This is a genomic window from Streptomyces sp. 7N604, assembly GCF_052245475.1.
In the GTDB taxonomy this organism is placed as follows: domain Bacteria; phylum Actinomycetota; class Actinomycetes; order Streptomycetales; family Streptomycetaceae; genus Streptomyces.
Map to the genome: position 1 here is coordinate 27,556 of NZ_JBQQBX010000030.1, position 19,296 is coordinate 46,851.

Annotated in this window: 16 protein-coding genes; 2 read left to right on the forward strand and 14 right to left on the reverse strand. The window is 71.8% G+C overall.

Features of this window, described 5'->3' with window-relative positions:
• Window positions 1-17 precede the first annotated feature (17 nt).
• From ACTWP8_RS29210 to ACTWP8_RS29235, 6 genes are all read right to left on the reverse strand, one after another.
• Window positions 18-1,562, reverse strand: coding sequence for a beta-N-acetylhexosaminidase (locus ACTWP8_RS29210; RefSeq protein WP_443325091.1), 1,545 nt, complete (start codon window positions 1,560-1,562; stop codon window positions 18-20).
• A gap of 4 nt (window positions 1,563-1,566) precedes the next feature.
• Window positions 1,567-2,406 (reverse strand): carbohydrate ABC transporter permease, encoded by an 840-nt coding sequence (locus ACTWP8_RS29215; protein WP_443325092.1) that lies wholly within the window; start codon window positions 2,404-2,406, stop codon window positions 1,567-1,569.
• Window positions 2,403-3,455: a carbohydrate ABC transporter permease gene (locus ACTWP8_RS29220; protein ID WP_443325093.1), complete on the reverse strand. Its 1,053-nt coding sequence runs from the start codon at window positions 3,453-3,455 to the stop codon at window positions 2,403-2,405. Before ACTWP8_RS29220 ends, ACTWP8_RS29215 begins: the two co-directional genes overlap by 4 nt.
• Before the next feature lie 5 nt (window positions 3,456-3,460).
• The gene (locus ACTWP8_RS29225; protein WP_443325094.1) at window positions 3,461-4,765 is read right to left on the reverse strand and encodes an extracellular solute-binding protein; all 1,305 of its coding nucleotides are present in this window, start codon (window positions 4,763-4,765) and stop codon (window positions 3,461-3,463) included.
• 202 nt (window positions 4,766-4,967) lie between these two features.
• Window positions 4,968-5,261, reverse strand: a complete 294-nt coding sequence (locus tag ACTWP8_RS29230; protein WP_443325095.1) for a DUF3039 domain-containing protein — start codon at window positions 5,259-5,261, stop codon at window positions 4,968-4,970.
• A 15-nt stretch (window positions 5,262-5,276) separates the two neighbouring features.
• Entirely contained in the window at window positions 5,277-6,677 is a 1,401-nt protein-coding gene (locus ACTWP8_RS29235; RefSeq protein WP_443325096.1) for an MFS transporter, read from the reverse strand.
• 71 nt (window positions 6,678-6,748) lie between these two features.
• Between ACTWP8_RS29235 and ACTWP8_RS29240 the strand changes: the two genes are divergently transcribed.
• Complete coding sequence (locus ACTWP8_RS29240; protein WP_443325097.1) at window positions 6,749-7,777, forward strand: GlxA family transcriptional regulator; 1,029 nt, start codon at window positions 6,749-6,751, stop codon at window positions 7,775-7,777.
• Window positions 7,778-7,838: 61 nt separating this feature from the next.
• Here ACTWP8_RS29240 and ACTWP8_RS29245 read toward each other — a convergent pair whose 3' ends face one another.
• Complete coding sequence (locus ACTWP8_RS29245; protein WP_443315418.1) at window positions 7,839-8,417, reverse strand: YqgE/AlgH family protein; 579 nt, start codon at window positions 8,415-8,417, stop codon at window positions 7,839-7,841.
• Between the two features lie 261 nt (window positions 8,418-8,678).
• Between ACTWP8_RS29245 and murA the strand changes: the two genes are divergently transcribed.
• A complete protein-coding gene (gene murA, locus ACTWP8_RS29250) occupies window positions 8,679-10,016 on the forward strand; it encodes a UDP-N-acetylglucosamine 1-carboxyvinyltransferase (RefSeq protein WP_443325098.1) in 1,338 nt (445 codons plus the stop codon).
• Window positions 10,017-10,189: 173 nt separating this feature from the next.
• On the opposite strand, the gene ACTWP8_RS29255 is transcribed toward murA, so the two are convergent.
• From ACTWP8_RS29255 to ACTWP8_RS29285, 7 genes are all read right to left on the reverse strand, one after another.
• A complete protein-coding gene (locus ACTWP8_RS29255; RefSeq protein WP_365260683.1) occupies window positions 10,190-10,471 on the reverse strand; it encodes an HU family DNA-binding protein in 282 nt (93 codons plus the stop codon).
• A gap of 323 nt (window positions 10,472-10,794) precedes the next feature.
• Window positions 10,795-12,237: an NAD-dependent malic enzyme gene (locus ACTWP8_RS29260; protein WP_443315420.1), complete on the reverse strand. Its 1,443-nt coding sequence runs from the start codon at window positions 12,235-12,237 to the stop codon at window positions 10,795-10,797.
• A 558-nt stretch (window positions 12,238-12,795) separates the two neighbouring features.
• Window positions 12,796-15,093, reverse strand: a complete 2,298-nt coding sequence (locus ACTWP8_RS29265; RefSeq protein ID WP_443325099.1) for a HelD family protein — start codon at window positions 15,091-15,093, stop codon at window positions 12,796-12,798.
• A gap of 183 nt (window positions 15,094-15,276) precedes the next feature.
• Window positions 15,277-16,044, reverse strand: coding sequence for a zf-HC2 domain-containing protein (locus ACTWP8_RS29270; protein WP_443325100.1), 768 nt, complete (start codon window positions 16,042-16,044; stop codon window positions 15,277-15,279).
• Entirely contained in the window at window positions 16,041-16,655 is a 615-nt protein-coding gene (locus tag ACTWP8_RS29275) for a sigma-70 family RNA polymerase sigma factor (RefSeq protein ID WP_443315423.1), read from the reverse strand. Before ACTWP8_RS29275 ends, ACTWP8_RS29270 begins: the two co-directional genes overlap by 4 nt.
• Before the next feature lie 277 nt (window positions 16,656-16,932).
• On the reverse strand, window positions 16,933-17,535 hold the full coding sequence (locus ACTWP8_RS29280; protein WP_443325101.1) for a CGNR zinc finger domain-containing protein: 603 nt from the start codon (window positions 17,533-17,535) through the stop codon (window positions 16,933-16,935).
• 432 nt (window positions 17,536-17,967) lie between these two features.
• Complete coding sequence (locus tag ACTWP8_RS29285; RefSeq protein WP_443325102.1) at window positions 17,968-19,245, reverse strand: uroporphyrinogen-III synthase; 1,278 nt, start codon at window positions 19,243-19,245, stop codon at window positions 17,968-17,970.
• Window positions 19,246-19,296 lie beyond the last annotated feature (51 nt).

A 19,296-nucleotide genomic window follows, 5' to 3' on the forward strand; every position in this document is an offset into this window, starting at 1 on the left:
CCGGCTTCGCCCGCGGCTCACACGATCGGGGGCGCCCCCTCGATCGGACGTCCGAGGCTGACGCCTTCCGGCGCGGGCCGCCGCTGCCACGGGCGGGGTCCGGACGGTGGGCGGTAGTCGACGCCGAGGGCGTCGAGGCGCGCGTAGTGCGCGGTCATCCGGGACTCGAAGCCGGCGAAGTCCCGCTCGGCGGGGGCGGGCAGGGCGGACCAGGCGACTTCGGCGAAGGCGGCGAGGCGGGGGAAGACCTGGTAGTCGACGCGCTGCCGGTTCTCCATCACCTCGGTCCAGACGTTGGCCTGGGTGCCCAGGACGCGGGCGGCCTCGGCGGGGGTGAGCTGCGGCGGGACGGGCTCGAAGCGGTAGACGTCCTCGAGCGTGCGGACGTAGCCGATGGGCATCGGCTCGTCGTCGCCGGGGGCTTGACGGTGGTCGAGATACACCTGCTGCTGAGGACACATGACCACGTCGTGGCCGGCCCTGGCGGCCGCGATCCCGCCCGCGTAACCGCGCCAGGAGGACACGGCCGCTCCCTCCGCCAGGCCCCCTTCCAGGATCTCGTCCCAGCCGATGAGGCGGCGGCCGCGGGCGGTGAGCCAGCGGTCGAAGTGCCGGATGAACCAGCTCTGCAGCTCGTCCTCGTCCGCGAGCCCCAGCTCCTTGATGCGGGCCTGGGCGGTCGGGGAGGCCTTCCACTGGTCCTTGGGGCACTCGTCGCCGCCGATGTGGACGAACGGGGAGGGGAAGAGCCCGAGAACCTCCTCGAGCACGCCCTCGTAGAAGCGGAGGGTGTTGTCAGTGGGGGCGAGTACGTTCGGGTTGACGCCCCAGGTCGTCCAGACGCCGAGGGAGGCCGTGTCGATGACGTCCGTGTTGCCGAGTTCCGGGTGTGCGGCGATGGCCGCCTGCGAGTGGCCGGGAATGTCGATTTCCGGGACGACCGTGATATGCCGCCGGGCGGCGTACGCGACGATCTCGCGGATGTCGTCCTGCGTGTAGTAACCGCCGTGCGGGCGCTCGTCCCAGAGGGGCGAGGCCCGGTGCCCGTACTTGGTGCGCTCGCGCCACGCGCCGACCTCGGTGAGCCGCGGGTAGCGCTCGATCTCGATGCGCCAGCCCTGGTCGTCGGTGAGGTGCAGGTGCAGGACGTTCAGCTTGTGGGCGGCGATGAGGTCGATGTAGCGGAGCACGCCGTCCTTGGGCATGAAGTGGCGGGCCACATCCAGCATCAGGCCGCGCCAGGCGAACCGGGGCGCGTCCTCGACCGTCACGTACGGTACGGTCCGCTCGCGGTCCGGCGGCCGGACCGGTGCCTTCCGGAACTCGTCGGGACCGAGCAGCTGCCGCAGCGTCTGCCGGCCCCAGAAGACGCCCGCTTCGCCGCCGCCCGCGATGTCCACGCCGCACCTGCCGACCGTGAGCCGGTAGCCCTCGGGGCCGAGCCGCTCGGTGAGTTCGGGGTCGATCCGGGTGCGTACGTCGTCGGCGTACGGGCCGTGGCGTCCGGTGTCCGTCAGGTGCCGGGGCGCGGGGATGAGGCCGGGAACCGGCTTGTCCGTCATGTCCTCAGTCCTTCACCGCGCCGCCGAGGCCGGAAACCAGGCGCCGCTGTACGAGTACGAAGAAGACCAGCACGGGAACGGTCATCACGGTCGATGCGGCCATGATCCCGCCCCAGTCGTTCTCATCCGGCTTGAAGAAGACCAGCAGGGCCATCGGCAGCGTGGAATTCTCGGTGGCGCTGATGATGAAGGACTTGGCGAAGAGGAAGTCGTTCCAGGTCGAGATGAAGGAGAAGACGCTGGTCGCCACGAGACCCGGGAAGACCAGCGGAAAGAGGATCTGCCACAGGAAGCGGGTACGGCTCGCGCCGTCGATGTACGCGGCCTCCTCCAGGGCCTCCGGCACGGCCTTCACGAAGCCCCGCAGCATCCAGATCGCGAAGGGCAGCGAGAAGGCGATGTGCGGCAGGACGAGCGATCCGAGCGTGTTCAGTTGCCCGAAGTCCCGCATCAGGAAGAACAGCGGAATGGTCAGCGCCTCGATCGGCACCATCTGCGCGACGAGGAACATGATGAGCAGCGTCGTACGGAATCTGAAGCGGAAACGGGTCACGGCGGTCGCCGCGAGGAACGCGATCAGCGCGGACGCGATGACCACGACGCCTGCGACCAGCAGGCTGTTGAGGAAGTAGCGCCCGAAGTCCTGCTGTTCGAAGACCCGCCGGAAGGCGTCGAGCGAGGGGTCGAGCGTCCAGGGCCGCGGCTCGGTGGACTGCACCTCACCCGCCGGTTTGAAGGCCGAAAGCACCATCCAGTAGAGCGGGAAGGCCACGGCCGCAGCGATGAGCAGGGCCGATGCCTCGGCGGCCAGCCGCCACGGCCTGCGGATGCGCAAGAGGCTCACAGTTGTTCTCCCTGCCGTCGCAGCAGCCGCAGATAGCCGAGCGTCACCACGAGCAGGATCAGCAGCATGACGACGCCGATCGCCGAGCCGAGGCTGTACTGCGAGGACGCGAACGCCTTCTGGTAGGCGTAGACATTGAGGACGAGATTCTGGCCGGCGATGCCGCCGCCGTTCGTCATCACGTAGATCTGCGTGAAGACCTTGAAGTCCCAGATGATCGACTGAATCGTCACCACGACCAGGATCGGTCGCAGAATCGGGGCCATGACTTTCCGCCAGATCTTCAGGCTCGACGCGCCGTCCAGCGCCGCGGCCTCCAGCACCTCCCCCGGAATCGCCTTGATGCCCGCGTAGACGGTCACCATCACGAACGGGAACGAGCACCACACCACCTCGAAGAGGACGAGGGCGAAGGCGCTGTACCGCCCGTACGTCCAGGAGAAGTCGTGCAGGCCCAGCAGCTTGTTGACCGGGCCGAAGTCGGGGTCGAAGAGAAAGACCCAGACCGTGGAGCCGGTGATGGCGGGCGTGGCCCACGCGCCCAGCGCGGCGAGCATGAGGGCCAGCCGGGGCACCGCACGTACGCGGGTGAGCAGGACGGCGAGCGCGCAGCCCACCGCCAGGGTGCCCACCACGCACGCTGCCGCGAACAGCACGGTCGCCAGCAGCACCTGCCAGAACTGGCGGTCGCCGAAGAGCTTCGCGTAGTTGCCGAACCCCTGGAACGTGGTCGGTTCGCCGCCGCTGACCTGCGCCTGCGTGTACTCCAGGAACGAGATCAGGCCGAGCTGGTAGACCGGGTAGACCAGCAGCCCGCCGAGGACGGCGAGCGCGGGGGCGAGATAGAGCCACGGCGTCCAGCCGCGGGGGCGCTGCAGGCCGGCGCGCTCGCGCCCCCTGCCCGTCCTTCCCGTCCTGCCCGTGCGGCCTGTCCCGCGGCCTGCTTGGGGCGACAGACCTCGCGCCGGCTCGCGGACGGCGCGCGAGGCCGTGCGGCCCGCCTCCGCCCGGCCGGGCGGAGAGTCTGCCGGGACGGCGCGGTGCGTCATCGGCTTCACCCCGCGGAGCGGAACGCGTCGTCCATCTTCTTCGCGGCGTCCTCCGCGGCCGCGGACACCGGCTTGTCGCCGCGTACGACCTCCTGGAACATCGTCGGCAGCACGAGCGAGGCGTCGATCGCCGCCCAGCCCGGCGAGGCCGGGACGAACTTCGCGCCCGCGTCGAGGGTCTTCACGAACGGCTCGACGAACGGCTCCTGCCGCGCCACCTCGTCCCGTACGTCCGTGTAGGTGGGCAGGAAGCCCATCGCCTCGAAGAGCCCCCGCTGCGTCTCCTTGCCCGCCAGGGACTTCATCAGCTCCACGGCCAGGGTGCGGTGCGAACTGCTCTTCAGCACGCCGAGGTTGTTGCCGCCCGCGAAGGCCGGAGCGATCTCGCCCTCCTTCACGCCGGGCAGCGGCACGACCGCGTACTTGCCCCTGACCTTGCCGTCCTCCATGGCCTGGTGGCTGAAGTCGCCGCCGATGGCCATGCCCGCCTTGCCGGAGGCGAAGGCGGTGACGGTGTCGTTGCCGCCCATCTCGGCGCACTTGGCGGCGGGGCAGTTGTCGTCGCCGAAGAGGGAGGTGTACGCCTTGATGCCCTTCTGGGCGGCCGGCCCGGCGATGGCGGAGGTGTACGTGCCGCCCTTCCCGGTGGCCAGTTCACCGCCGTTCGCCCAGATGAAGGGCATCGCACCGTAGGTGTACGCGCCGCCGACCGCGAGCCCGTACAGCTCCGGCCTCTCCTTGCGGATCTTCCTGGCCGTCTCGATGAGCTGGGCCTGCGTCTTCGGCACCTCGAGCTCGAGGTCCTTGAAGACGTCGGTGCGGTAGTACAGCGCCCGCACGCCGACGAACAGCGGGGCGCCGTAGACCTTGCCGCCGACGGTGACGGACTCCTTGGCCGTCGGGTCGGTGTCCTTGGCGTCGCCCCAGGCCGCGAACTCCTCGCTGACGTCGGCGAGTCCGCCGTCCTTGACGTACCCGGCGGTGTCCGTGTTGCCGTACTCGATCAGATCGGGCGCGCTCTTCGGGTCGTTGAAGGCCGCCTTGATCTTCTGCGCGCGGGTGTCGACGGGTATGTAGTCGACCTCGACCTTGGTGCCTTGATGCGCCTTCTCGAAGGCGTCGACGGCCTCGTCGACGACCTTCTCCTTGGGCTTGTTGGCGACCTCCTGGAAGAGCCAGACGCGCAGCGTGCCGCTCTTCTCGTCCGATGTCGCGCTGTTGTCGGACGTCGACGGGGCACAGGCGGTGGCGGTGAGCCCGGCGAGGACGAGCGCCGCCGTCGGGGCGGCAAGGCGGGCGGAGAGTTTCATGGGACCCCCAACGGTTGGCGTTGCAGCATTCACAACATACGTTTCGCGCTGCACAACACGCAGGAGGCTATGAGCGGTTCACGGGCCCGACAAGTGGTCTCCACCACTTCGTGACCGGCGGAACCACCATGTGCAACGCGAACGGCCCCCGGATGCGCATGGTGCGCACCCGGGGGCCGTCACAAGCCCACCGGAGGGTCGGCTACTTCTTGTCGCTGCCCTTGCCGCTCTTGTCCCTGTCGCCACCGGCGCCCATGGACTCGTAGATCTCCTTGCACATCGGGCAGACCGGGTACTTCTTCGGGTCGCGGCCCGGGACCCAGACCTTGCCGCACAGCGCGACGACAGGCGTGCCGTCCAGCGCGCTCGCCATGATCTTGTCCTTCTGGACGTAATGGGCGAAGCGCTCGTGATCGCCGTCGCCGTGCGACACCTGCGGCGTCGGCTCTACCAGGGTTCCGGTGCCTGCCCCGCGCTCGGGCTCGAGAGTGCTCATGTCTGCCAAGGGTACTCACGCCCGCGGGAAGCAGGGAGCGGCGGCGCTCCGGGCCTTGGGGGCGCGGCGGGCCGGTCCTGCCGGGCCTGCCGGACTTGCCGGGCCCGCCGGACTTGCCGGGCCCGCCGGACTTGCCGGGCCCGCAGCCGGGCTGTGCCGGGGAGAGCGCAGGACGAGTGCCAGCAGCGCCGCCGTCGCGGACAGCGCCCCGACGGCGATCCACACCATGTCGTACGAGCCGGACGCGTCCCGTGCCACGCCGCCGAGGAAGGCCACGAGTCCGGCGCCCACCTGGTGCGCGGCGCTCACCCAGCCGAAGACGATGGCACCGTCCTCGCCGTAGAACTCCCGGGACAGCGCGATCGTCGGCGGCACGGTGGCCACGTCGAGCAGGCCGAAGAGGACGACGAAGGCGACCAGCGGCCCGTGCACCGCCGGCGCCAGCAGCAGCGGCAGGAACATCAGCGACAGGCCGCGCAGCGCGTAGTACGCGGCGAGCAGCCGCCGGGGGTCGACCCGGTCGGTGAGCCAGCCCGAGCCGACGGTGCCGGCCACGTTGAAGATCCCGATCAGGGCGAGCAGCGAGGCGGCGACCGTCACGGGCATGCCGTGGTCGTGGGCGGCCGGGGTGAAGTGCGTCCACATGATCCCGTTCGTGGACGCGCCGCAGATCGCGAAGGTGCCGGCGAGCAGCCAGAACGGGGCGGTGCGCGCGGCGTCGCGGAGCACCCGCAGGGTGCGCCGGGCGGCGCCCGGCACGGCGGCGGGCTTCGGCACCCACTCCGCGGCCCCGTACGGCCTCAGTCCCGCATCCGCCGGATGGTCGCGCAGCAGCAGCCGTACGAGCACCAGCACGACCAGTGCGGCCAGCGCCGGCGTCACGGCGGCCGCACGCCAGCCGAAGCGCTCGGTCATCCAGGAGAGCAGCGGCAGGAAGACGAACTGGCCGAAGACGCCGGCCGCGGTGAGCAAGCCGGTGACCAGGCCGCGGCGGCGTACGAACCAGCAGCCGACGACGGTCGCGCCGAAGGCCATCGCCAGGGAGCCGGAGCCCAGCCCGACGAGGAAGCCCCACAGGACGGTCAGCTGCCAGGCCTCGGTCATGACCGCCGTCAGGCCGCCACCGACCGCGACGGCCGCCAGCGCACCGGCGGCGACCCGGCGCATGCCGAAGCGGTCCATCAGCGCGGCGGCGAAGGGCGCGGTGAGCCCGTACAGCGCCATGTTCACTGAGGCGGCGAAGCCGATGGTGGAGCGTGACCAGCCGAACTCCGCGTGCAGCGGGCCGACGAGGAGACCGGACATCGTGGTGAAGGCGCCCGCGCTGACGATCGCCAGCCCGGAGACGGCGGCCACCCACCAGGCACGGTGCGGTCGCCGACCCCACAGGTGAATTCTCTCGACGCTCTGTGTCATGCCTACGAGCCTGCGCGGCGGGCCCTGGCTCGACGAGTGGCCAGATGGCCGACATATGAAAGAATCTCGCCATGGCCGCTTTCCCCCATCCCAGCCGCCACCGGGTCGCCGTCCTGGCCCGCCACGGTCTGCTGCCGATCGAAGTGGGCATCGTCCACCAGCTGTTCGGGCAGGCCGCGCGGGTACGCGGCGGCGAGCCGCTCTACACGGTCGTGACCTGCGCGCTCGTACCCGGCGAGGTCCGCACCAGCGCCGACTTCGCCATCGCCGTCGCGCACGGCCCCGACGCCCTGGCCGAGGCCGACACCGTGATCGTCCCGTCCGCCCAGGTCGACTACGAGCCCCAGACCGGCCGTCTCGACGGCCCGCTCGCCGAAGCCTTCGCCCGTATCCGGCCCGGCACCCGGATCGCCTCGATCTGCACCGGCGCCTTCGTCCTGGCCGCCGCCGGGCTCCTCGACGGCCGCCGCGCGACGACGCACTGGCGGTCCTGCGAGCACCTCCAGGAGATCCATCCGGCGGTCAAGGTCGACCCGGACGTCCTCTACACCGAGGACGACGCCGGGGACGACACCGATGGCGGGTCGGTCCTCACCTCGGCAGGCGTCGCCTCGGGCATCGACTTGTGCCTGCACATGATCCGGCGCGACCACGGCTCGGCGGTCGCCAACGAGGTGGCCCGCTCCACGGTGGTCGCCCCGCACCGCGAGGGCGGCCAGGCCCAGTTCATCCAGCGGCCCGTCCCCGAGCCCCGGCTCTCCTCCACCGGCGCGGCCCGCGCGTGGGCGCTCGAGCACCTCGACCGGCCGCTCACGCTGCGCGAGCTGGCCGCGCGGGAGTCGATGAGCGTACGGACCTTCAGCCGCCGGTTCCGCGAGGAGGCGGGGATGACCCCGATGCAGTGGCTGGCCCAGCAGCGCATCGAGCGGGCCCGGCAGCTGCTGGAGGAGACGGATCTGCCGGTCGACCGGGTCGCGGCGGACGCGGGCTTCGGCACGGGGGCCTCACTGCGCCAGCACCTGCAGGCGGCGCTCGGCGTCTCCCCGAGCGCGTACCGCGGTACGTTCCGGGGCCCGGCGGCACCGGGCAGGCCGGGCTGAGCGGGACCGCACGAGCAGGCACGGCACCGGGCAGACCGGGCTGGGCGGGCCCCTGAGTCGCCTAGTTCAGGCTCGGGTCGTCCGGATACGTCGCCACCATGGCGAGTTCGTTGCGCTGCCGCCGCAGCACCGAGCGCCACAGGTGCTCGGGGTCCGGCGAGGACACGTCACCCGGCTCGGACTCCACCACGTACCACGCCCCCTCGACCAGCTCGTCCTCCAGCTGGCCCGGTCCCCAGCCCGCGTAGCCCGCGAAGATGCGCAGCGATCCCAGCGCCGCGGCCAGCAGCTCCGGCGGCGCCTCCAGGTCCACCAGGCCGATGGCGCCGTGCACCCGCCGCCAGCCCAACGGCCCTTCCCCCACGGGCGTGCCCGCCTCGCCAGGCACAACGGCGACGCCCAGCGCCGAGTCCAGCGACACCGGGCCGCCCTGGAACACCACGCCCGGCTCCCCCGTGAGACCGGCCCAGGACTCGAGGATGTCCCCGACTCCGACCGGCGTCGGCCGGTTCAGGACGACGCCCAGCGATCCCTCCTCGTCGTGGTCGAGGAGGAGCACCACAGCGCGGTCGAAGTTGGGGTCGGCCAGCGCCGGTGTCGCGACTAGCAGCCGCCCTGTGAGGGAGGACACCTCGGTCATGACGACATGATCCCGCACGATTGCCCTCCGCGGGGAGTCAATGCGGCTACGCGGCCGACGGCAGCGCGGGGCGTACGGCGGCATGGGGGCGCGCCGTGCGACCCTGCGGTGTTCCCGGGTGACCCTGCGGTACGGGGAGATGAACGGAACGTGTTGAGACGAATGCATGCCGTGGTCGTTCGTACCGCGCCCTTACGGAGGAGGGCCACACGGCCCTTACCATTTCTCTGGTCCCTGCCCGACTCCAGGAACGCGAGACCCATGACCGACGACGTCCTGCTTGTCCACGGCGGCACACCGCTCGAGGGCGAGATCCATGTCCGCGGCGCGAAGAACCTCGTGCCGAAGGCCATGGTCGCCGCTCTGCTCGGCAGCGAGCCAAGCCGGCTGCGCAATGTGCCCGACATCCGTGATGTCCGCGTCGTACGCGGGCTGCTGCAGCTGCATGGCGTCACGGTGCGCCCAGGTGACGACCCGGGCGAGCTGATCCTCGACCCCTCCCGCGTGGAGAGCGCCAACGTCGCCGATATCGACGCGCACGCCGGGTCCTCCCGCATCCCGATCCTCTTCTGCGGCCCGCTGCTGCACCGCCTCGGCCACGCCTTCATCCCGGGCCTGGGCGGCTGCGACATCGGCGGCCGGCCGATCGACTTCCACTTCGACGTGCTGCGCAGGTTCGGCGCGGTCATCGAGAAACGGCCCGAGGGCCAGTACCTGGAGGCGCCGCACCGGCTGCGCGGCACCAAGATCGAGCTTCCGTACCCGTCGGTCGGCGCGACCGAGCAGGTGCTCCTGACCGCCGTCCTGGCCGAGGGCATCACCGAGCTGCGCAACGCCGCGATCGAGCCGGAGATCGAGGACCTCATCTGCGTCCTGCAGAAGATGGGCGCGATCATCACGATGGGCACCAACCGCACCATCCAGATCACCGGCGTGGAGAAGCTCGGCGGCTACAACCACCGCGCCCTGTCCGACCGCCTGGAGGCCGCCTCCTGGGCGTGCGCTGCGCTCGCGACCGAGGGAAACGTCTCCGTACGCGGTGCCAGCCAGCGCGAGATGATGACCTTCCTCAACGTCTTCCGGAAGGTCGGCGGCGCCTTCGAGGTCGACGACAACGGCATCCGCTTCTGGCACCCGGGCGGCCCGCTGAACGCGATCGCGCTCGAGACGGACGTCCACCCGGGCTTCCAGACCGACTGGCAGCAGCCGCTGGTGGTCGCCCTGACCCAGGCGGCGGGCCTGTCGATCGTGCACGAGACGGTGTACGAGTCGCGGCTGGGCTTCACCAGCGCGCTGAACCAGATGGGCGCCCACATCCAGCTCTACCGCGAGTGCCTCGGCGGCACCCCGTGCCGCTTCGGCCAGCGGAACTTCCTGCACTCGGCGGTGGTGAGCGGGCCTACGAAGCTCCAGGGCTCCGACTTGGTCATCCCGGACCTGCGCGGCGGCTTCTCGTACCTGATCGCCGCCCTCGCGGCCCAGGGCACCTCCCGCGTCCACGGCATCGACCTGATCAACCGCGGCTACGAGAACTTCATGGGGAAGCTGGAGGGGCTCGGCGGCAAGGTCGAACTCCCGAAGCCGTCCGCAAGCGCCTGAGCCACCGTCTGTGAGCGCCTGAGCCCCGACGGACCCCCTGCTGGGGGTCCGGGGGGCCGGGGGGTTACTCCCGAAGCCTCCGGGCGAGCGCCTGGCCGTCCGGCGAGCCGGCACCCACGCAGAAGGGAGGACACCCTCCCGAGGGTGGCCGCCCTTCGCGTCGTGCGGGGAACTTACTTGCCCTTGGCGGCTTCCTTGAGCTTGGAGCCCGCGGAGACCTTCACGCTGTAGCCGGCCGGGATCTCGATCGGGTCACCGGTCTGCGGGTTCCGCGCGGTGCGAGCGGCACGGTGGGTGCGCTCGAAGGTCAGGAAGCCGGGGATGGTGACCTTCTCGTCGCCCTTGGCGACGACCTCACCGACGGTCTCGGCGAGCGCGTTCAGGACGGCGTCCGCGTCCTTACGGGTCACCTGGGCGCGCTCGGAAAGAGCGGCCACCAGCTCACTGCGGTTCATAGTTACTCCCGTGTTCAACTTGCCAATGAGGCGTGAGATCGAAGCCGATGCTGCCAGGGCCCTCGGACAGTCCCCGGACCCGGGTCTGGTTGCAGACCCTCGCGCCCGGATACGCATCCTGCCCCCACCTGTGGCGGGAAAGCCAATCCGGCACCCCTCGGAGTCACACGAAAAGCGCCACGGCCTCGTTTCGGTGACGCTCCGTCTGCTCCTGGCAGCGCACCGCAGGGCTCGTTCCAGGGTTGCGGCGGGTTTCGCGGCCGTTTTTCTGCCCGTCACCCTATGGGGCCAGGTGGGACCGCGAGCCCTGCGACGCGCCGTGCTCAGTCCGCCGTGGCCGCCGTCACAGCCGGTCCGGCCGCTTTCGCGGCGTCCCGGACGGCTCCGGCGACGGCCCCGGCGACCTTGTCGTTGAAGACACTCGGGACGATGTAGTTCGGGTTGAGCTCGTCCTCGGTGACGACGTCCGCGAGCGCGGTCGCGGCGGCCAGCATCATGTCGGTGTTCACCGTGCGTGACTGGGCGTCCAGCAGGCCGCGGAAGACGCCCGGGAACACGAGCACGTTGTTGATCTGGTTGGGGAAGTCGCTGCGGCCCGTCGCGACGACGGCGGCGGTCTGGCGGGCCACGGCCGGGTCCACCTCCGGGTCCGGGTTGGCCAGTGCGAAGACGATCGCGCCGTCCGCCATGGCGGCGACGTCCTCGCCGGTCAGGACGTTGGGGGCGGAGACGCCGATGAAGACGTCCGCGCCCGCCACGGCCTGCGTGAGGGTGCCGGTGACCCCCTCGGGGTTGGTGTTGTCGGCGATCCAGCGCAGCGCGCCGCCCTCGTTACGGCCGTCGGCCTCGACCAGGTCCTGGCGGCCCGCGTGCACGACGCCGTGGATGTCGGCGACGACCGCGTGCTTCACACCGGCGGCGATCAGCAGCTTGAGGATGGCCGTACCGGCCGCTCCCGCGCCCGACATCACGACCCGTACGTCACCGATGCCCTTGCCGACGACGCGCAGCGCGTTGGTGAGCGCGGCGAGGACGACGATGGCGGTGCCGTGCTGGTCGTCGTGGAAGACCGGGATGTCCAGGGCCTCGCGCAGCCTGGCCTCGATCTCGAAGCACCGGGGCGCCGAGATGTCCTCGAGGTTGATGCCCGCGAAGCCCGGGGCGATGGCCTTGACGATCTCGACAATGGCGTCGGTGTCCTGGGTGTCCAGGCACAGCGGCCAGGCGTCGATGCCGGCGAAGCGCTTGAAGAGGGCCGCCTTGCCCTCCATGACGGGCAGCGCGGCCTTCGGGCCGATGTTTCCCAGGCCCAGGACGGCGGAGCCGTCGGTGACGACGGCGACGCTGTTGCGCTTGATGGTGAGGCGCCGGGCGTCCTCGGGGTTCTCGGCGATCGCCATGCACACGCGGGCGACGCCCGGGGTGTAGACCATGGAGAGGTCGTCACGGTTGCGGATCGGGTGCTTCGACGCCATCTCGATCTTGCCGCCGAGGTGCATGAGGAACGTACGGTCGGAGACCTTGCCCAGCGTGACGCCCTCGATGCCGCGCAGCTTCTCCACGATCTCCTCGGCGTGCGCGGTGGAGGTGGCCGCGACGGTGACGTCGATGCGCAGCTTCTCGTGACCCGACGCGGTGACGTCCAGCCCGGTCACCGAGCCGCCGGAGGACTCCACGGCGGTGGTGAGCTGGCTGACGGCGGTGCCGCTGGCCGGTACCTCCAGCCGGACCGTCATCGAGTAGGAGACGCTGGGCGCCGTTGCCATGGCCGACTTCCTCTTCTGCCTTCTTGTTCGCGTGAGGCGCGGCCGCGTTTGGCGGGGCGCGCAGGTTACTCCTCGCTCGCCTCCGGGCGTTTCGACCCGGTGTCGGCACTCCTCGGCGCTGCGCTCGTTCCTCGCTTGGCCTCGTCGCTTTCGACACCGGCGCGCTCTTCGGCTCGCTCGGTCGATCGTCGCACCTACCTGCCGGTACGCGTTAGTCGCCTTCGAGTTTCGGAAATATTGTTCCGCCCGCAGCGCTTCGCCTGTGGGGGACCCCCACGCACGAAGGGCGCCCCTCTCTGCTGAGAGGGACGCCCTTCACGTACGAGCGAGGACACCGACCCGCCATGCTCGCCTCGCGGCAAGTGGTCGCTCGAAGCGACAAAGGTTGGGCCCGGGGGCTTGGATCGGGCCGGTGCCACACCCAGGCTAACAAACGACCCCGAGAAGTCATTCCTGTACCGGCAGTTGAGGCGAAACCGCCCCCGATCGGCCGCGCGGGCCGGGCCGGCAACCGGCCGTGGGGCGACCGCGGGACCGGCCGTACGTGCCGTCCCGTGGTCAGTCCCTGAGCAGGTCCGGGACTCCGTCCGCGTCCGGTACGTCCCGTTCGCCCGAGAGCACCGTCAGCCGCTGCGTGGCCCGGGTCAGCGCCACGTACAGCACCCGCAGCCCGGCCGGGGACTCGTCCGCGATCTCGGCGGGCGAGACCACGACCGTCGCGTCGTACTCGAGCCCCTTCGCCTCCAGGCTGCCCAGCGGCACCACCCGGTCACCGAGGCCCGCCACCCACTCACGGGCCTGCTCGCGGCGGTCCATCGCCACGACCACGCCGACTGTGCCGTCCACCTCGTCCAACAGGCGCTGCGCCTCCTCGCGTACGGAGGCGGCCAGGCCGTCGCGGGACACGGCGAATCTCGGCTCGATGCCGGTGGTGCGGACCGCCTCCGGGGACTCCATGCCCGGCATGGCCAGGGCGAGGACCCGGGAGGCGACTTCCGCGATCTCCGCGGGGTTGCGGTAGTTCACGGACAGCGTGAACTGGCGGCGCGGGCGGGTGCCGAGCGCCTCGTCCCGCGCCGCGGCCGCCTCCTCCGGGTCGGACCAGGAGCTCTGCGCCGGGTCGCCGACGATCGTCCAGGTGGCGTGCCGGCCGCGGCGGCCGACCAGCCGCCACTGCATGGGCGTGAGGTCCTGCGCCTCGTCGACGATGACGTGGGCGTAGTCCGTACGCTCCTCCTCCAGCCGCTCGCCCCGGCTGCGGCGGACGGCTCCCGTGCGCTCGGCGTAGGTGGTGAGTTCCTCCAGGCCGGTCAGCTGGTCGAGCGGGTCGACCTCGCGCTTGCGGGGCCTGGCCGGGGTGCCGAGCAGCACGTGCAGCTCGTCGAGCAGGGCCACGTCGTGGACCGACAGCGGCCCCCGGCCCTCGGCATCGAGCCGCCCCAGGGAGCGGGCGAGCAGCCGCACTTCGCGCTGCGTCAGCACCCGGCGCGACCAGCGGGCGAGTCGCCGCTCGTCGGCCATGGCGGCGAGCACCAGGCGCGGGGTGAGCTCGGGCCACCAGGCGTCGAGGAAGTCGGTGAAGTACGGCTCGGTGGAGAGGTCCTCGTCGAACCCGGCGCGGGCCTCGGCGGCCAGCTCCGGGTCCGTATAGCGCCGGTGCGCGCCGGACTTCGTCCAGAGCGCGTCCAGCAGGAGGCGGCGGGCCCGGGGGCGCAGCAGGTTCACCGGGGCGGTGCCGCCCAACGCGGCCTGCCGGATGCGCTGCAGCTCGGCGGCGTCCAGCTCGACGCGGCGGCCGAAGGCGACGACGCGCAGCCGGTCCGGGGTGGCGCCGATGTCGAGCGCGCCCCTGGCCGCCTTGCGGAGCACCTTCACCATGTGGGACGAGCCCTTGATCCGGGCCACGGCCGGCTCGTCGTACGTGTCCGCCTGCGCGCCCTCGACCAGCGAGCCGACCGCGCGGATCGCGACCTGCCCCTCCTCGCCGAGGGACGGCAGCACGCCCTCCGTGTACGCGACGAGCAGCGGGGTCGGGCTGACGACCAGGATGCCCCCGGCGTAGCGGCGGCGGTCCTGGTAGAGGAGGTACGCGGCGCGGTGCAGGGCGACTGCCGTCTTGCCGGTGCCCGGGCCGCCGCCGACCTCGGTGACGGAGGCGGCGGGGGCGCGGATGACGAGGTCCTGCTCGGCCTGGATGGAGGCGACGATGTCGCGCATGGCGTGGCTGCGGGCCCGGCCGAGCGCGGCCATCAGGGCGCCGTCGCCGACGACGGGCAGCTCCGAGCCGTCCAGGGAGGCTGTCAGTTCGGGGCGCAGCAGGTCGTCCTCGACGCCGAGGACCCGGCGGCCCTTGCTGCGGATGACGCGGCGGCGGACGACGCGGCCCGGGTCCTTGGGGGTGGCGCGGTAGAAGGGGGCGGCGGCGGGGGCCCGCCAGTCGATGACGAGCGGGGAGTAGTCGGCGTCGAGGACGCCGAGCCGGCCGATGTGCAGGGTCTCGGCGATCTCGGCGCGGCCGTCCCGTACGGCGTCGTCCGCGGGCTCGACCGAGGTGTACGCACCGTCCGGGCCTCGCGCCCCGTCCTTGCCGTGCAGCAGGTCGATCCGGCCGAAGAGGAAGTCCTCGAACTCGCTGTTCAGCCGGTTGAGGTGGACTCCGGCGCGGAAGACCTGGGCGTCGCGCTCGGCGAGTGCGCCGGGCGTGCCGACCTGGCCGCGCCGGGCGGCGTCGTCCATCAGGAACTCGGCCTCGTGGATCTTCTCCTCGAGGCGCCGGTACACCTGATCCAGGTGATCTTGCTCGACACCGATCTCGCGGTCACGTACCGAATCGACAGCGGCTTCCTGCGCGGCCACCCGTGCCCCCTTCTGACGTGCTGGGCAGCCGTCAACCGTACGCGAAGGGGGCGTACCGCGCATCTGTGATCAGGGATCTTTTCCGATCCCGATGTTCAGGACGGGACCGGGGCCGGGCTCTGAGGCCGGGCCCCGGTTCGGCGCGGCGCCGAGAGGGGCAGGCGCCGCGCTCAGGCGCCGCAGTCAGGCGCCGACGGAGACCAGGCGCTTGCCGTCGAAGGTGCGGACCTCGAAGTGATCGATGTCGCTGCGGGCCATGGCCGCGCCACCGTGCACATAGAGCGGTTGCTTGGCTTTCTCGTTGGTGCTGCCGGGGATGCCGTAGCCCCACTTCGGGACCGACCAGGAGGTGACGACCTCCTCGTCCCCCGTCTTGGAGACGGCGACGAGGCTGCACTTGAGCGGGCCCTTGACGTTCTTCAGCTCCAGCACGGCGTGCGTGCCCCAGGCCTTCTTCTCGGTGCCGACGGTCGCCGCGACATTGCTGACCGGGTCGGTCGCCTCGACCTTGTCGGTCAAGTGGTTGAAGAAGGCGTCCTCGGCCGGACTCGTGGAGTGGGCGTGCGGCAGGTTGGCTTGGGACTTGCCGTCGTCGGAGGCCATCACGCCGGTGGCGACGGGCCCGCCGATGATCAGCGCGGCGGCGGCCGCGACCAGGTAGAGCCCGCGCCTGCGCTTCTGGCTACGCTTGACCGCCACCTCGTCCACCAGCCGGTCCAGCAGCTGCGGGCTCGGCGGGGCGTGCAGCGCGGCGGGGTCGGGGACGGCGGACGGGGTCTCGGCGAGCGAGGCCAGCAGTGGCTCGAGCCCCATGAACTCCTCGAGCTGCTGCGCACAGGCGTCGCAGTACGCCAGATGGTCTTCGAAGCGCGCCGCGTCCGCGGGATCGAGCACACCGAGCGCGTAGGCACCGACGGCCTCGTGCTCCGAAGGGCGCTCATGCGCTGTCATGCCGTCACTCCTCGTTCCTCGAGCGCGAGCTTCATGGAGCGCAGCGCATAGAACACACGGGATCTCACGGTCCCACTGGGTATACCCAGTTTTTCGGCCGCCTCATTGACCGTACGGCCCTTGAAGTACGTCTCGACGAGCGCCTCCCGGTGCGCGTCGCTGAGGTCGCTCAGAGCATCGGAGAGCGTCATGAGCGACAGAGCCTTGTCGATCTCGTCCTCCGCGGGCATGAGTTCCAGGGGTGACGGGTCGACCTCCTGTGGCCGTGCCTGGCGGCTGCGGTGGCCGTCGATGACGATACGGCGGGCCACGGTCACGAGCCACGGGCGTACGGACCCGGTGGCCCTGTTCAGCTGCTCGGCGTTGCGCCAGGCGCGTACCAGCGTCTCCTGGACGACGTCCTCCGCGCGGTGGCGGTCGCCCGCCACCAGCCGGAGTACGTAGGCGAGCAAGGGACCCGCGTGCTCGCGGTAGAGGACTCGCATGAGCTCCTCATCCGGCACGCTGCCGCCGGCCCGGGGCTTTTCGGCCCTGTGCCGGGTTCTGGAAGGACGGTGTTCGACCACGGCCGCATCCTTGCGCACCCGAACCTCCTGGTCGAGTCCCAGCATTGGAAACGCTGGGGACGGTCATTGGACGAAATGGCAGGAGTAGGGCGGGAGTCCGCAGCCCTCGTCTGCTGCGGACTCCCGCCCGTCCTCGGGCCCACTGGCGTGGGGGAACAGCAGTGGCCCGAGGAGCCGCGTCCCTCCTGAGTACGGGTGCGGGCGCCGAGTTGCTCAACGGCTCGCGAAAAACTTCGGGAATTGGGTGGCGGGATGCTCTGGTGCGGAGTGAAACTCCTTGCCGTTACAGGGGAGTTCGCGTGGTGTGGTCCGCACGGCGGCGTCAGTTCCGCGCGGCGACGGCACGCCGCCGGTGCCGGGCGACCCGCTCCCGGTTGCCGCACACCTCGCTGGAGCACCAGCGGCGCCGCCGCCCGCGCGAGGTGTCGAGGTAGACCAGCGAGCAGGAGTCCCCTGCGCACTGCCGCAGCTGACCGCGGGCGGTGGGGTCGGTGAGGAGATCGACGGCGTCCCGGGCCACGGCGGAGAGCAGCCCCGCGCAGTCGGGAACCGCGGCGAACCTGCGGACCAGGCCGCCGTCCTCGGTGCGCACGGCCCGTACGGCGGGTGGCGCGGCGGCCGCGAGGGCGTTGAGCGCGTCGATGTCGCGATCGGCCGCACGACCGGTGAGCTCGGCCCCGACCACCCTGCGCAACAGGTCGCGGAGCAGGCGGAAGCGGTCGAGCCAGCGGTCGTCGGCGGCACGGAGCGGGCATCCCGCGGGCGCGAGGCCTGCGCCGGTCAGCCAGTCCCGCAGCCGCTGCGGGGTGTCGAGCCGCTCCACCGGCTCGCCTCCGGGGACGCGGGGCGGGAGCAGGGTGGCGGCGAGGTCGAGGCAGACCCGCCCGGCGTCGAACCGCAGATCGCCGAAGGCCATAGCTGCCATGCCCCTGTCACTCCTTGGCTGCCAGGGCGCCCCGCCAGGGCACCTGAGGGAACTTCACTCCCCAGAGTGCCCCTAGTGCCCCGCCAAGCCCACCCCCCGACACCGCGAGCGCATGTCTGCGCCCGCTCTCTCATGTCATCGCCCGCGCGGGCGCGTTGCGCCCGTGCGGGCGCAGACATGGGTTGGGAGAAGAAGCGGGTGGGTGGGAAGACCAGGCGCGGGACCCGCCGAGGGCCACTGCGGGCGAGGCATCTGCGCAGGCCCGCCGCAGGCGGGCGAGCTCGGCACCGGGCGGGCGCCGCACCGGGCGAGCTCCACGCCGGGCGAGCTCCGCACCGAGCCGGCGCCGCCGCAGGTGAGCGGGCAGGGCCGGGTTCGTATGCCGCGCCGCACCGTGGCGCTCCGCGGCCGCCCGGGTGTGCGGCAGCGCGCCTACGCGCTGCCGTACTTCGTGTCGGCAGCCGGGTCCAGTGCCAGCCGGTAGCCCCGCTTGACCACCGTCTGGATCAGTTTCGGCGCGCCCAGGGCCGTACGGAGCCGGGCCATCGCCGTCTCCACGGCGTGCTCGTCGCGCCCCGCGCCCGGAAGCGCGCGCAGCAGGTCCGCCCGCGGCACCACCCAGCCGGGCCGCCGGGCCAAGGCCCGTATCAAGGCCATGCCCGCAGGCGGTACGGTGCGCAACTCACCGTCCACCAGGACCGCGTGCCCCCGGATCTCCAGCTTCCGCCCCGCGACCGGCAACGGCCGCACCTTGCCGGGCAGTTCGAGACACAGCAGCTGCACGAGCGGACCGAGGCGGAACCGCTCGGGCTGCACGGTGGCGACGTCGTGCGCCTCGAGCGGCAGCGCGGTCACCGGGCCGACACACGCGGGCAACACGTCGTGCCGCAGCGCGTCCAGAAACTCGTCCAGTATGCCGCGCTCCGTGGCCCGCTCCAGCAGCGAGGCCGCAGCGGGCGCGCTGGTGAAGGTGACCGCGTCGAGCGAGCGCGCGACCGTCGCGTCCAGCAGCCGGTCGACCGGGGCGAGGTCCTCCGGGGGCATCCAGCGGTAGACCGGCACGCCGACGACCTCGCCGCCCCCGGCCCGCAGCGACTCGACGAAGCCGGGCAGCGGCTCACCGTGCAACTGAACCGCTATCCGGCGGCCGTCGACGCCCTCCTCCAACAGCCGGTCGAGCACCTCGGCCATCGATTCGGACGCGGGCGACCACTCCTCGGTCAGCCCCGCGGCCCGGATCGCACCGCGCACCTTGGGCCCGCGGGCCAGCAGCTCCACGCCGCGCAGCCGCTCCAGCAGCGCCTCGCCGAGCCCCCAGCCGTCGGCCGCCTCGACCCAGCCGCGGAAGCCGATCGCGGTGGTCGCGACCACCACATCGGGCGCGTGGTCGATCAGCTGCTTGGTGGCGGCGAGGAGTTCGGTGTCGTCGGGGAGCGGGACGATACGGAGCGCCGCCGCGTGCTGCACCGCCGCGCCGCGCCGCCGCAGCAGCGTGCCGAGCTCATCGGCTCTCCGCGCCGCGGTGACGCCCACGGTGAACCCCGCCAGCGGCTGCGGCGCGGCGGCCGAGCCGGCAGGGGTCGCCGATCCGGCAGGGGTCGCCGCATCGGCAGGGCTCTCGGAGGCGGCAGGGCCGGCCGCGCCGCCCTGCGGCTCGGCGGCACCGCCCGCCAGGGCCGCCGCCTGGGCTGTCTTCTGCTCTCCGTACATGGCTCTCGTCCCGCTTCGCATAGGTGGTGCGCGTGCGCCCGGGGCTTATGG

Bases quoted from the DNA above. Each gene is read 5' to 3' on its own strand.
- ACTWP8_RS29260 (WP_443315420.1), bottom strand. From the start codon at position 12,237: ATGGCAACGGCGCCCAGCGTCTCCTACTCGATGACGGTCCGGCTGGAG.
- ACTWP8_RS29225 (WP_443325094.1), bottom strand. From the start codon at position 4,765: ATGAAACTCTCCGCCCGCCTTGCCGCCCCGACGGCGGCGCTCGTCCTC.
- ACTWP8_RS29230 (WP_443325095.1), bottom strand. From the start codon at position 5,261: ATGAGCACTCTCGAGCCCGAGCGCGGGGCAGGCACCGGAACCCTGGTA.
- ACTWP8_RS29235 (WP_443325096.1), bottom strand. From the start codon at position 6,677: ATGACACAGAGCGTCGAGAGAATTCACCTGTGGGGTCGGCGACCGCAC.
- ACTWP8_RS29280 (WP_443325101.1), bottom strand. From the start codon at position 17,535: ATGGCAGCTATGGCCTTCGGCGATCTGCGGTTCGACGCCGGGCGGGTC.
- ACTWP8_RS29210 (WP_443325091.1), bottom strand. From the start codon at position 1,562: ATGACGGACAAGCCGGTTCCCGGCCTCATCCCCGCGCCCCGGCACCTG.
- ACTWP8_RS29255 (WP_365260683.1), bottom strand. From the start codon at position 10,471: ATGAACCGCAGTGAGCTGGTGGCCGCTCTTTCCGAGCGCGCCCAGGTG.
- ACTWP8_RS29245 (WP_443315418.1), bottom strand. From the start codon at position 8,417: ATGACCGAGGTGTCCTCCCTCACAGGGCGGCTGCTAGTCGCGACACCG.
- ACTWP8_RS29275 (WP_443315423.1), bottom strand. From the start codon at position 16,655: ATGCTGGGACTCGACCAGGAGGTTCGGGTGCGCAAGGATGCGGCCGTG.
- murA (WP_443325098.1), top strand. From the start codon at position 8,679: ATGACCGACGACGTCCTGCTTGTCCACGGCGGCACACCGCTCGAGGGC.
- ACTWP8_RS29240 (WP_443325097.1), top strand. From the start codon at position 6,749: ATGGCCGCTTTCCCCCATCCCAGCCGCCACCGGGTCGCCGTCCTGGCC.
- ACTWP8_RS29285 (WP_443325102.1), bottom strand. From the start codon at position 19,245: ATGTACGGAGAGCAGAAGACAGCCCAGGCGGCGGCCCTGGCGGGCGGT.
- ACTWP8_RS29220 (WP_443325093.1), bottom strand. From the start codon at position 3,455: ATGACGCACCGCGCCGTCCCGGCAGACTCTCCGCCCGGCCGGGCGGAG.
- ACTWP8_RS29270 (WP_443325100.1), bottom strand. From the start codon at position 16,044: ATGACAGCGCATGAGCGCCCTTCGGAGCACGAGGCCGTCGGTGCCTAC.